The organism is Pseudomonas sp. H3_E04 (assembly GCF_054668915.1).
Map to the genome: position 1 here is coordinate 5,372,411 of NZ_CP162797.1, position 13,184 is coordinate 5,385,594.

Consider the following 13,184-nt stretch of genomic DNA (forward strand, 5'->3'; position numbering starts at 1 on the left):
AATGGATAAATTGATTATTACCGGTGGCGCTCGTCTTGATGGCGAGATCCGCATTTCCGGCGCGAAGAACTCCGCCCTGCCGATTCTGGCTGCGACCTTGCTGTGCGATGGCCCGGTCACCGTCGGCAACCTGCCGCACCTGCACGACATCACCACCATGATCGAGCTGTTCGGGCGCATGGGCATCGAGCCGGTGATCGACGAGAAGCTCAGCGTCGAAATCGACCCGCGCACCATCAAGACCCTGATCGCCCCGTACGAACTGGTGAAAACCATGCGTGCGTCGATTCTGGTACTGGGCCCGATGGTCGCGCGTTTCGGTGAAGCCGAAGTGGCACTGCCTGGCGGTTGCGCCATCGGTTCGCGTCCGGTCGACCTGCACATCCGTGGCCTCGAAGCCATGGGCGCGGTCATCGACGTCGAAGGCGGCTACATCAAGGCCAAGGCGCCTGAAGGCGGCCTGCGCGGCGCGCACTTCTTCTTCGACACCGTCAGCGTGACCGGTACCGAAAACATCATGATGGCCGCTGCTCTGGCCAAGGGCCGCAGCGTGTTGCAGAACGCCGCGCGCGAGCCTGAAGTAGTCGACCTGGCGAACTTCCTCAATGCCATGGGCGCCAAGGTTTCCGGCGCCGGCACCGACACCATCACCATCGATGGCGTCGAGCGGCTGGGTTCGGCTTTCTACAAAGTCATGCCTGACCGTATCGAAACCGGCACCTACCTGGTCGCCGCTGCCGTGACCGGTGGTCGCGTCAAGGTCAAGGACACCGATCCGACCATCCTCGAAGCGGTGCTGGAAAAGCTCCGTGAAGCCGGTGCGGAAATCACCTGCGGTGAAGACTGGATCGAGCTGAACATGCACGGCAAGCGCCCGAAAGCGGTCAACGTGCGCACTGCGCCGTACCCGGCGTTCCCGACCGACATGCAGGCCCAGTTCATCTCGCTTAACGCCATTGCCGAAGGCACTGGTGCGGTGATCGAGACGATCTTCGAAAACCGTTTCATGCACGTGTACGAACTGCACCGCATGGGCGCGCACATCCAAGTTGAAGGCAACACTGCCATCGTCACCGGTATCGAGAAACTCAAGGGCGCGCCAGTCATGGCCACCGACCTGCGTGCATCGGCCAGTCTGGTGATTTCGGCGCTGGTTGCCGAAGGCGACACGCTGATCGACCGCATCTACCACATCGACCGTGGTTACGAGTGCATCGAAGAAAAACTGCAAATGCTGGGTGCCAAGATCCGTCGCGTTCCGGGCTGATCGCTGCATCGGGACACACGGACGTGTCCACTGAATTCGTTTCGAGTCGAGGGTGTGCGCACCCTCGATGTGTGTCCGGCGTCGATTGCGACCGGGCATGAGTACCTTGATAAGGACTGACGTTTCCCATGTTGACCATCGCACTGTCCAAGGGCCGCATCCTTGACGACACCCTGCCGCTTCTCGCTGAAGCGGGCATCGTGCCGACCGAGAATCCGGACAAGAGCCGCAAGCTGATCATTCCCACGACCCAGGACGACGTGCGTCTGCTGATCGTGCGTGCCACCGACGTGCCGACCTATGTCGAGCATGGCGCGGCCGACCTCGGCGTCGCCGGTAAGGACGTGCTGATGGAGTACAGCGGCCAGGGTCTGTACGAGCCGCTGGACCTGCAGATCGCCCAGTGCAAGCTGATGACCGCCGGCAAGATCGGCGCGGCCGAGCCCAAGGGCCGTCTGCGCGTGGCGACCAAGTTCGTCAACGTTGCCAAGCGTTATTACGCCGAGCAGGGCCGTCAGGTCGACATCATCAAGCTGTACGGCTCGATGGAGCTGGCGCCGCTGATCGGGCTGGCCGACAAGATCATCGACGTGGTCGACACCGGCAACACCCTGCGCGCCAACGGCCTGGAGCCACAGGAACTGATCGCCACGATCAGCTCGCGTCTGGTCGTCAACAAGGCTTCAATGAAAATGCAGCACGCCCGAATCCAGGCGTTGATCGACACCCTGCGCAACGCAGTGGAATCGCGACACCGCGGCTGATCTACCTGCGCGGCCCGAGGCCGCGCCGTCTATCCGCCTCATAGCCAGAATTCTCAGGTGCCCAAGCGGATCGAATGCTAGTTTCGGGCGCCTGAGTTATTTGCCATTCCTATGAGGCTCTCGCTATGACCGCAACCACTGCAATTCGCCGACTCAACGCTGCTGACCCGGATTTCGCGCATCATCTGGATCATCTGCTGAGCTGGGAAAGTGTGTCTGACGACTCGGTCAATCAGCGCGTTCTGGACATCATCAAGGCTGTGCGCGAACGTGGTGACGCAGCGCTGGTCGAGTTCACCCAGAAGTTCGACGGTCTTGAAGTCGCCTCGATGGCCGACCTGATCCTGCCGCGCGAGCGCCTCGAACTGGCCCTGACCCGCATCACGGTGCCGCAACGCGAGGCCCTGGAAAAAGCCGCCGCCCGGGTGCGCAGCTATCACGAAAAACAGAAGCAAGATTCCTGGAGCTACACCGAAGCTGACGGCACGGTGCTCGGCCAGAAGGTTACGCCGCTGGATCGCGCAGGCCTGTACGTGCCGGGCGGCAAGGCCTCGTATCCGTCGTCGGTATTGATGAACGCGATTCCGGCCAAGGTCGCCGGCGTGACCGAAGTGGTCATGGTCGTGCCAACCCCTCGCGGTGAAATCAACGAGCTGGTGCTGGCCGCTGCCTGCATCGCCGGTGTCGACCGCGTGTTCACCATCGGCGGCGCGCAAGCGGTTGCCGCCCTGGCTTACGGCACCGAAAGCGTGCCGCGTGTCGACAAGGTTGTCGGCCCGGGCAATATCTATGTGGCCACGGCCAAGCGCCATGTGTTCGGCCAGGTCGGCATCGACATGATCGCCGGCCCTTCGGAAATTCTTGTGGTCTGCGACGGCCAGACCGATCCGGACTGGATCGCCATGGACCTGTTCTCCCAGGCCGAGCACGACGAAGACGCGCAAGCGATTCTGGTCAGCCCCGACGCCGAGTTCCTCGACAAGGTGGCCGCGAGCATCGATAAATTGCTGCCGACCATGGACCGCGCGACCATCATCGAAACTTCAATCAATGGCCGTGGTGCGCTGATTCAGGTGAGCGACATGGCGCAGGCCATCGAAGTCGCCAACCGCATCGCCCCGGAACACCTGGAATTGTCGGTCGCTGATCCACAAGCCTGGCTGCCGCAGATTCGTCACGCCGGTGCGATCTTCATGGGGCGCCACACTTCCGAAGCGTTGGGCGACTACTGTGCGGGCCCGAACCACGTGTTGCCGACTTCCGGCACCGCGCGCTTCTCCTCGCCACTGGGCGTCTACGACTTCCAGAAGCGCTCGTCGATCATCTTCTGCTCCGAGGCCGGCGCTTCCGAGCTGGGCAAAACTGCATCGGTACTGGCCCGTGGCGAATCACTGAGCGCCCACGCGCGCAGCGCCGAATACCGCATCAAAGACGAAGACTTTCTGAAAGGGCAGGGGAACTGAGCGATGAGTAAATTCTGGAGCCCGTTCGTCAAGGATCTGGTGCCCTACGTGCCGGGCGAACAGCCGAAGCTGACCAAGCTGGTCAAGCTCAATACCAACGAAAATCCGTACGGCCCGTCGCCAAAAGCGCTGGCCGCGATGCAGGCCGAGCTCAACGACAACCTGCGCCTGTACCCGGACCCGAACAGTGACCTGCTGAAAAACGCCGTGGCCCAATACTACGGCGTGCAAACCAGTCAGGTGTTCCTTGGCAACGGTTCGGACGAAGTGCTCGCGCACATCTTCCATGGTCTGCTGCAACACGATCAGCCGCTGCTGTTCCCGGACATCAGCTACAGCTTTTATCCGGTCTACTGCGGTCTGTACGGCATTGAATTCGATGCGGTGCCACTGGATGCGCAATTCCAGATCAACCCCGCCGACTATGCCAAACCGAATGGCGGGATCATTTTCCCCAACCCGAACGCGCCGACCGGTTGCCTGCTGGCGCTGGAAGCCGTCGAGCAAATCCTCAAGGCCAGCCCGGATTCGGTGGTCGTGGTGGATGAGGCCTACATCGACTTCGGTGGCGAGACGGCGATCAGTCTGGTCGATCGTTATCCGAATCTGCTGGTGACGCAGACTCTGTCCAAGTCACGCTCGCTGGCTGGCCTGCGCGTCGGTCTGGCGGTAGGGCATGCGGATCTGATCGAGGCGCTGGAGCGGATCAAGAACAGCTTCAACTCCTATCCACTGGATCGTCTGGCGATTGTCGGTGCGGCGGCGGCTTTCGAAGATCGCGAGTATTTCGACAAGACCTGTCGTCAGGTGATCGAGAGTCGTGATTGGGTCGTTGCGCAATTGCAGGCCAAGGGCTTTGAAGTCCTGCCGTCGGCGGCCAACTTCATTTTCGCTCGCCACCCGCAGCATGACGCAGCGGGGCTGGCGGCCAAGTTGCGTGAGCAGGGTGTGATCGTACGGCACTTCAAGCAGGAGCGGATTGCGCAGTTCTTGCGGATTTCGATTGGTACGCCGGAGCAGAATCAGGCGCTGATTGACGGCCTCGGCGCCCTTTAAGCGACACTGAACTTGTGGGAGCGAGCCTGCTCGCGAAAGCGGTCTTTCATTCAATGCCAGTGCTGAATGTTGTACCTATTCGCGAGCAGGCTCGCTCCCACATTTGCTCATTGTGTTTAGTCGTGATGCGGCTCGCCAACGAATGTCAGCGAACTGAACAACCCACGACTATCCACATCCACACTGTCCTTCACCGGCACTTCAACCTGCGCCGCAATCACATTCAAACCCTCATTTCTCACCAATACCTGCGCACGGCCATCTTTGTCCGTCTCGGTACTCAGCGTGTTCGGCGCGCTGCGATAGTCGCCAATCAACTTCACACCCGCAGCCGGTTTGCCATCGAGCAGCACCCGCACCGGTAACGATTTGCCCGGCCCGACCGTCAGCGGATCGACCTCCGGCAGGATCAGCAGTTTGATCTGCTCCAGTTTCGGCAACTTCGCTCCCGGCTGATAGATCGCCAGGCTGTACTTGAAGGTCTGCGTGGCCTCGGTGGCGCCGGGCACTTTGCTGCGTCCTTCGTTGATCCACTTCTTGTCCGCCGTCTGCGACCACATGCCATTACTCAGCGCCACGGCCATCAACGCCGGCGGCTTCAACGGTTTCAGCCGGGCATGATCGGCCAGGCGCTCGACGCTGACCGGGATCATTTTGCCGCTTGCGTCATAAGCCCAGGCACCGCTGATTTTTTGTGCCTTGAAGGCGTTGTCTTCGGCGCCGTGACCGTAGACCACTTCGATGTTGCCGCGTCGCTCCTCTGTCCACAGGCCGTGCGCCGACACCTGGCCGGTGAACAGCGCAGCGATGAGCAGAAGGGATTTGCCGTAGTGCATGGTGACGTCCTTTTACAGGTTGAGTGTCAGGCTGACAGTGAAATTGCGCCGCTCGCCGGGGTTGACCCAGTAGTTGCTGTAGGAGCGCTCGTAATATTTCTCGTCGAAGATGTTGTTCAGGTTCAGGCCGACCGTGACGTTGTCGCTGGCCTTGTAGTGCGCGAGCAGGTCGACGGTCTGGTAGGCCGGCAATTCGAAGTCGCTGCCGGATTCGCCCGAGCGATCGCCGACGTAGGTGAACGCTGCACCGACGTCTGAACCGCGCAGTCGGCCATCCTGAAATTCATAAACACCCAGCAGACTGCCGCTGCGTTTGGCCACGCCGAGGATGCGGCTGCCGGTAGGAATGGTCGCGTCGCCCTTGGTCACCTCGGCGTCGATGTAGGCGAAGGCGCCGATGACCCGCACTGCGTCGGTCACCTGACCGCTCACTTGCCAATCGAAACCCTGACTGCGCGCCTTGCCCATGGCGCGGCTGGTGTCGGTGCCCGGATCGAGGGCGAGGACGTTTTCCTTGTCGATGTGGAAGAAGGCGAGGGTGCTGCTCACGCGCTCATCGAACAGCTCGTTCTTGATCCCCACTTCGTAACCTACGCCTTCTTCCGGATCGAAGGATTTGCCGGAGGCATCCAGGCCGTTGTTCGGTCTGAACGAGGTCGAGGCGTTGGCGAACAGGCCGGTATTTGGCGTGAGCTGATAGAGCAGGCCGGCGCGTTGAGTCAGCGCGTCGTGGCGCTGCTGGCTTCTGGCATTACGGCTGTGATCGTCGATGCGCTGATCGAAGTGCTCGAAGCGCGCACCGAGCATGCCGCGCAAATTGTCAGTGAAGATGATCTGGTCCTGCAGATTCAGCGCCTGGCTTTCGACGTGTTCGAAGAAGTCGGTGCCCGAGCGTGCGCCGTTGGGTTTCGGCTGGCCGTAGAGCGGCTTATAGATGTCGATGGCGTAGGGGCCGCCAGCAATGGTGGTGACGCGCTCGTCCTTGCGATAGTTCTCGTACTCGGTGCCGATCAGTAATTCGTGCTGCCACGGCCCGAGATCGAACAGACCGCGCAGTTCCAGTTGGGTGATGCTGTCGTGCCAATTCGTGTCGCGTTCGCGAAAGCGGCGGTTCACCGTGTGGCCATCGGCGTTCAGCGCCCGCTGTTCCGAGGCGTCGCCCCAGAGCTTGCCTTCCTTGTAGTGACTGGCCAGGCGCAGTTTCCAGCTGTCGTTCAGATGGTGTACAAGAGTGGCCTGGAGCAGGTTGTTGTGGTTGTCGATGTTGCCGTCGTTGGGCTCGCCCAAGAACGTCGAGCGCGATACGCCGCTCCATTTGTTGTTCGGCGCCACGACGCCACGATCGAACGTCGAGTTGTGACGGACGATTTCGCTTTCCACCAGCAGCGATGTATCCGGGCTCAACTGCCAACTGATCGAAGGCGCAACGAAGACCCGCTGGCTGTCGACGTGGTCGCGAAAGCTGTTGTTGTCTTCTACGGCGAGGTTGATGCGCGAGAGCACATCGCCCTGTTCATCGAGGGGCGTGTTGACGTCCAGCGCGGTGCGATAGCGGTCCCAACTGCCAGCGCTGGTTTGCAGAGTGGTGAACGCTTCGGGCTGTGGTTTCTTGGTGACGATGTTCACCGTGCCGCCCGGATCTCCCCGGCCGTAAAGGCTGGCGGCCGGGCCTTTGAGCACTTCGATGCGCTCGATGTTGGCGGCATCCGGCGTGCTCGGATAACCGCGATTGGCACTGAAGCCGTCCTTGTAGAACTCGGACGTCGTGAAGCCGCGCACGCTGTATTCGTACAGGGTCAGGCCGCCGAAGTTGTTCTGCTTCGACACGCCGCCGGCGAAATCCAGGGCGCGCTCGACGCTGCTGCTGCCCAGATCCGAGAGCACACTGGCCGGGACCACGCTGATGGCTTGTGGGATATCGCGGATCGCTGTGTCGGTTTTGGTCGCACTGGCCGAGCGAGTCGCGCGATAACCGCTGACCCGGCCGGTCGGGGATTCGTAGTCGGAAGTGACGCTGATGGCTTCCAGCTCAAAGGGCTGCGGCTCATCGGCGAAGGCGGGATCGCAGAGCAAACCCAGAGTCAGGCCTAGCAGCGAGGCCTTTTTGCGAGACGACATGTTATGTTGTTCCAATTGCTAGAATTGAAACAATATAACATGCCTGTTGAGAATGTCTGTTATTCGCGCCGCTGGCGCGAAAACATTTTTATTCTTCTTTTTCTTTGACTGGCGCCGGCGGTGGACGCAGGCCGATTTCAGCGGTCAGCTTCAGCTCCTTGCCGTTGCGCATGACCTGGATTGTCACCTTGTCGGTCGGTTTGATCCGCGCCACCTGGTTCATCGAGCGGCGGCCATCGCCGGCCGGTTCGCCATCGATACTCAGGATCACATCGCCCAGTTGCAAGCCGGCTTTCTGCGCCGGGCCGTCACGGAAGATTCCGGCGACGACAATCCCCGGACGCCCGGACAAGCCAAACGACTCCGCCAGTTCCTGCGTCAGCGGTTGCACTTCGATGCCCAGCCAGCCACGAATCACCTGGCCGTGCTCGATGATCGACTTCATCACCTCCATCGCCAGTTTCACCGGGATGGCAAAACCGATGCCTTGCGAGCCGCCGGATTTGGAAAAGATCGCCGTGTTGATGCCGGTGAGGTTGCCGTTGGCATCGACCAGCGCACCGCCGGAGTTGCCCGGGTTGATGGCCGCATCGGTCTGGATGAAGTCTTCGTAGTTGTTCAGCCCCAGCTGATTGCGGCCGGTGGCACTGATGATGCCCATGGTCACGGTCTGGCCGACGCCGAACGGGTTGCCGATGGCCAGCGCGACGTCGCCGATGCGAATGCTGTCGGACCGGCCGACGGTGATTGCCGGGAGGTTTTTCAGGTCGATTTTCAGGACAGCCAGGTCGGTTTCCGGATCGCTGCCAATCACTCGGGCCAAGGTCTCACGGCCATCCTTCAACGCCACGACGATCTGGTCGGCGCCGCTGGTGACGTGGTTGTTGGTAAGGATGTAGCCTTCCGGGCTCATGATCACGCCGGAGCCGAGGCTCGATTCCATGCGCTTCTGTTTCGGCGAGTTGTCACCAAAGAAGCGGCGGAACTGCGGATCTTCGAACAAGGGATGCGCTGGTTTGTTGATGACCTTGGTGGTGTACAGGTTGACCACCGACGGTGCGGCGATGCCCACTGCATCCGCATAGGACACCGGCCCCTGTTGCACGATCGTTGTCTGTGGCGCCTGTTGCAGATTGACGTCGAGGCTCGGCAGCCCGACCCACTCGGGGTAACGCTGAATAATCAACAGAGCGATAAGCACACCGGCCAACAGCGGCCAGCCAAAAAAACGCAGCGCCTTGAGCATTAAGCACGTTCCTGGAAAGGTTGCAGGCGAGGTCAGACCGCCCATAATGTCGCGCATTATACGAGGCCGCGCGTGCCTCTGAACGGGATATTTAGGAGTCTTTCATGGCCGTTGCCCTCAGCACCCTTGTCGAAGAAGCCGACCGTTACCTGGGCAGTGCGAAAATTGCCGATTATTGCCCCAACGGATTACAGGTCGAAGGCCGCCCGCAGGTGATGCGCATCGTCAGTGGCGTCACCGCCAGCCAGGCTTTATTGGACGCCGCCGTCGAAGCCGAGGCCGACCTGATCCTGGTCCACCACGGGTATTTCTGGAAAGGCGAAAACCCCTGCGTCACCGGCATGAAACAGCGCCGCCTGAAAACCTTGCTCAAGCACGACATCAGTCTGCTCGCTTACCACCTGCCGCTGGATCTGCACCCGGACGTCGGCAACAACGTGCAACTGGCGCGTCAGCTCGATATCACTGTCGAAGGACCGCTGGACCCGAGCAATCCGAAAGTCGTCGGGCTGGTCGGTTCGCTGAATGAGCCGATGACCGCACGGGATTTCGCGCGCAAGGTGCAGGAAGTCATGGGCCGCGAGCCGCTGTTGATCGAAGGCAGCGGCATGATCCGTCGCGTCGGCTGGTGCACCGGTGGCGGCCAGGGTTACATCGATCAGGGCGTGGCGGCGGGTGTCGATCTGTTCATCAGCGGCGAGGCCTCCGAGCAGACCTTCCATAGCGCCCGGGAAAACGACATCAGCTTCATCGCCGCCGGCCACCACGCCACCGAACGCTATGGTGTGCAGGCGCTGGGTGAGTATCTGGCGAAGCGCTTTGCCCTTGAGCACATGTTCATCGATTGCCCCAACCCGATCTGAAGCTCACCATTAATCCAATGTGGGAGGGGGCTTGCTCCCGAAAGCGCTGCGCCAACCAGCATCAGCGTTGACGGGCACACCGCATTCGGGAGCAAGCCCCCTCCCACAGTAGTCGCGTTTCAGCCAAACGAGCAGGCATATTCATATACCCTTTCGATCTAGTTGGCGTCCTGATTAGAAGAGGTCGCTGTGCTAGGATTCCTCGCTCGAACACGGCCCGCTGGCCGTTCATAAGAAAGCTTTCGTGAGTAGCCATGGTCGACAAACTGACGCATCTGAAACAGCTGGAGGCGGAAAGCATCCACATCATCCGCGAGGTGGCCGCCGAGTTCGATAACCCGGTGATGCTGTACTCCATCGGTAAAGACTCCGCCGTGATGCTGCACTTGGCACGCAAGGCGTTCTTCCCGGGCAAACTGCCGTTTCCGGTGATGCACGTCGACACCCGCTGGAAATTCCAGGAGATGTACAAGTTCCGCGACAAGATGGTCGAAGAACTGGGCCTGGACCTCATCACCCACATCAACCCCGATGGCGTGGCGCAGAACATCAACCCGTTCACCCACGGCAGCGCCAAGCACACCGACATCATGAAAACCGAAGGCCTGAAACAGGCACTCGACAAACATGGTTTCGATGCAGCATTCGGCGGCGCCCGTCGCGATGAAGAGAAATCCCGCGCCAAAGAGCGCGTGTACTCGTTCCGCGACAGCAAGCACCGCTGGGACCCGAAAAACCAGCGTCCCGAGCTGTGGAACGTCTACAACGGCAAGGTCAACAAGGGCGAATCCATCCGTGTATTCCCTCTGTCGAACTGGACCGAGCTGGACATCTGGCAGTACATCTACCTCGAAGGCATCCCGATCGTGCCGCTGTACTTTGCCGCCGAACGCGAAGTGATCGAGAAGAACGGCACGCTGATCATGATCGACGACGAGCGCATCCTCGAGCACCTGTCCGACGAAGACAAAGCGCGCATCGTGAAAAAGAAAGTGCGGTTCCGCACCCTTGGCTGCTACCCGTTGACGGGCGCGGTGGAGTCCGAGGCCGAAAGCCTGACGGACATCATTCAGGAAATGCTCCTGACGCGAACTTCCGAGCGCCAGGGCCGGGTCATCGACCACGATGGCGCAGGCTCGATGGAAGACAAAAAACGTCAGGGGTACTTTTAAGCTTCGAGTTACAAGCGGCAAGCTGCAAGTTAAAGGCGGTATGCGTAACTTTGCAGTTTGGCGCTTGCGGCCGGTTGCTGCGAGCCGGAATCGGATGACTCGTAATGGATTTCGAGAAACTGGTTGTTTGGCAGCGAAGCAAATGTTTAGCGGTGGGGATTTTTAGAGAGTTTGCGCGATGCGGGGATTTTGGATTCAAGGATCAGATCACCCGCTCTGCACTGTCAGTGCCTTCCAATATTGCTGAAGGCATGGAGCGTCGGAGTTGCAAAGAAAAGGTGCACTTTCTTTGGATCGCGAAGGCTTCTTGCGGAGAGTTGCGGACCCAGATCCTGATAGGCCGAGATATCGCTTACATCGCAGAACCGCTGGCTGAAAATTGGATTATGGAAACCCGTGAGCTTTCTAGAATGCTGGGCGGGTTGATCAACAAAATTTCTGACTAGCTGTACGCCGACAAGCTTGCCGCTTGAAGCTTACAGCTCGGAGCTTGAATGCAATGAGCCATGTTTCTGATTTGATCAGCGAGGACATCCTCGCCTACCTGGGCCAGCACGAACGTAAAGAGCTGCTGCGCTTTTTGACCTGCGGTAACGTCGATGACGGCAAGAGCACCCTGATCGGGCGCCTGCTGCACGACTCGAAAATGATCTACGAAGATCACCTCGAGGCGATCACCCGCGATTCGAAAAAATCCGGCACCACCGGTGACGACATCGACCTGGCGTTGCTGGTCGACGGCCTGCAGGCCGAGCGTGAGCAGGGCATCACCATTGATGTGGCTTACCGCTATTTCTCCACCGCCAAGCGCAAATTCATCATCGCCGACACCCCCGGCCATGAGCAGTACACCCGCAACATGGCCACCGGTGCGTCCACCTGTGACCTGGCGATCATTCTGGTCGACGCCCGTTACGGCGTTCAGACCCAGACCCGTCGCCACAGCTTCATCGCCTCCCTGCTGGGCATCAAACACATCGTCGTCGCCATCAACAAGATGGACTTGAAGGACTTTGACGAAGGCGTGTTCGAGTCGATCAAGGCCGACTACCTGAAGTTCGCCGAAGGCTTGAAGATGAAGCCGACCAGCATGCACTTCGTGCCGATGTCTGCCCTTAAAGGCGACAACGTGGTGAACAAGTCCGAGCGCTCGCCTTGGTACAAAGGCCAGTCGCTGATGGAAATCCTCGAGACTGTCGAAGTCGCCGGCGATCGCAACTTCACCGATCTGCGTTTCCCGGTGCAGTACGTCAACCGTCCGAACCTGAACTTCCGTGGTTTCGCCGGCACGCTGGCCAGCGGCATCGTGCACAAGGGCGACGAAGTCGTGGTGCTGCCGTCGGGCAAGAGCAGCCGGGTGAAGTCCATCGTCACTTTCGAAGGTGAGCTGGAACACGCAGGTCCAGGTCAGGCCGTAACGCTGACCATGGAAGACGAAATCGACATCTCCCGTGGCGACCTGCTGGTGCATGCCGACAACGTGCCGCCGGTCACCGACAGCTTCGAAGCGATGCTGGTGTGGATGGCTGAAGAGCCGATGCTGCCGGGCAAGAAATACGACATCAAACGCGCCACCAGTTACGTGCCGGGTTCGATCGCCAGCATCGTCAACAAGGTCGACGTGAACACTCTGGAAGAAGGCCCGGCGAGCGCGTTGCAGCTCAACGAAATCGGCAAGGTGAAGATCGCGCTCGACGCGCCGATCGCCCTCGACGGTTACGACAGCAACCGCACCACCGGCGCGTTCATCGTCATTGATCGCCTGACCAACGGCACCGTTGGCGCCGGCATGATCGTCGCTCAGCCAGTGGCCCATGGCACCGCCACCCACCACGGCAAATTGGCCCACGTGGCGACCGAGGAACGTGCCCAGCGCTTCGGCCAGCAACCGGCAACCGTGCTGTTCAGCGGCCTGTCCGGCGCGGGCAAAAGCACCCTGGCGTATGCGGTCGAGCGCAAGCTGTTCGACATGGGCCGCGCGGTGTTTGTCCTCGATGGCCAGAACCTGCGTCACGATCTGAACAAAGGTCTGCCGCAGGATCGTGCCGGGCGTACCGAGAACTGGCGTCGTGCCGCCCACGTGGCGCGTCAGTTCAACGAAGCCGGTCTGCTGACCCTGGCCGCGTTCGTCGCGCCAAGTGCCGAAGGTCGCGAGCAGGCCAAGGAACTGATCGGCAAGGATCGCTTGCTGACGGTCTACGTGCAGGCCTCGCCGACCGTGTGCGCCGAGCGTGATCCGCAAGGGCTGTACGCTGCTGGCGGCGACAACATTCCGGGCGAATCCTTCCCGTACGACGTGCCGCTGAACGCCGATCTGGTGATCGACACACAGTCGCTGAGCCTGGAAGAAAGCGTCAAGCGAGTGCTGGAGCTGCTGCGTCAGCGTGGCGCCATCTAAG

General features: G+C 60.4%; 11 protein-coding genes. 8 read left to right on the top strand and 3 right to left on the bottom strand.

Features of this window, described 5'->3' with window-relative positions; all coding sequences use genetic code 11:
• Nucleotide 1 precedes the first annotated feature (1 nt).
• From murA to hisC, 4 genes are all read left to right on the top strand, one after another.
• A complete protein-coding gene (murA, locus tag AB4N53_RS24140) occupies nt 2-1,267 on the top strand; it encodes a UDP-N-acetylglucosamine 1-carboxyvinyltransferase (protein WP_016771669.1) in 1,266 nt (421 codons plus the stop codon).
• Nucleotides 1,268-1,395: 128 nt separating this feature from the next.
• Nucleotides 1,396-2,031: an ATP phosphoribosyltransferase gene (hisG, locus tag AB4N53_RS24145; protein ID WP_016771668.1), complete on the top strand. Its 636-nt coding sequence runs from the start codon at nt 1,396-1,398 to the stop codon at nt 2,029-2,031.
• Between the two features lie 125 nt (nt 2,032-2,156).
• The gene (hisD, locus tag AB4N53_RS24150; protein ID WP_460124026.1) at nt 2,157-3,494 is read left to right on the top strand and encodes a histidinol dehydrogenase; all 1,338 of its coding nucleotides are present in this window, start codon (nt 2,157-2,159) and stop codon (nt 3,492-3,494) included.
• A 3-nt stretch (nt 3,495-3,497) separates the two neighbouring features.
• Complete coding sequence (gene hisC / locus AB4N53_RS24155; RefSeq protein WP_460124029.1) at nt 3,498-4,550, top strand: histidinol-phosphate transaminase; 1,053 nt, start codon at nt 3,498-3,500, stop codon at nt 4,548-4,550.
• Nucleotides 4,551-4,666: 116 nt separating this feature from the next.
• On the opposite strand, the gene AB4N53_RS24160 is transcribed toward hisC, so the two are convergent.
• From AB4N53_RS24160 to algW, 3 genes are all read right to left on the bottom strand, one after another.
• A complete protein-coding gene (locus AB4N53_RS24160) occupies nt 4,667-5,386 on the bottom strand; it encodes a DUF4198 domain-containing protein (protein WP_460124032.1) in 720 nt (239 codons plus the stop codon).
• A gap of 12 nt (nt 5,387-5,398) precedes the next feature.
• Nucleotides 5,399-7,504 (bottom strand): TonB-dependent siderophore receptor, encoded by a 2,106-nt coding sequence (locus AB4N53_RS24165; RefSeq protein WP_460124035.1) that lies wholly within the window; start codon nt 7,502-7,504, stop codon nt 5,399-5,401.
• A gap of 88 nt (nt 7,505-7,592) precedes the next feature.
• Nucleotides 7,593-8,750 (bottom strand): Do family serine endopeptidase AlgW, encoded by a 1,158-nt coding sequence (gene algW / locus AB4N53_RS24170; protein WP_016770590.1) that lies wholly within the window; start codon nt 8,748-8,750, stop codon nt 7,593-7,595.
• A gap of 104 nt (nt 8,751-8,854) precedes the next feature.
• Between algW and AB4N53_RS24175 the strand changes: the two genes are divergently transcribed.
• The 4 genes from AB4N53_RS24175 (at nt 8,855) to cysN (ending at nt 13,183) form a co-directional block, all read left to right on the top strand.
• Nucleotides 8,855-9,613 carry a Nif3-like dinuclear metal center hexameric protein gene (locus AB4N53_RS24175; protein WP_460124038.1) on the top strand — a complete coding sequence of 253 codons (759 nt, stop codon included), beginning with the start codon at nt 8,855-8,857 and terminating at the stop codon, nt 9,611-9,613.
• 254 nt (nt 9,614-9,867) lie between these two features.
• Nucleotides 9,868-10,785 (top strand): sulfate adenylyltransferase subunit CysD, encoded by a 918-nt coding sequence (gene cysD, locus AB4N53_RS24180; protein WP_007912374.1) that lies wholly within the window; start codon nt 9,868-9,870, stop codon nt 10,783-10,785.
• Nucleotides 10,786-10,889: 104 nt separating this feature from the next.
• Nucleotides 10,890-11,231, top strand: coding sequence for a four helix bundle protein (locus AB4N53_RS24185; protein WP_150705949.1), 342 nt, complete (start codon nt 10,890-10,892; stop codon nt 11,229-11,231).
• A 53-nt stretch (nt 11,232-11,284) separates the two neighbouring features.
• A complete protein-coding gene (cysN, locus tag AB4N53_RS24190; RefSeq protein WP_460124042.1) occupies nt 11,285-13,183 on the top strand; it encodes a sulfate adenylyltransferase subunit CysN in 1,899 nt (632 codons plus the stop codon).
• The last annotated feature ends 1 nt before the right edge of the window (nt 13,184 follow it).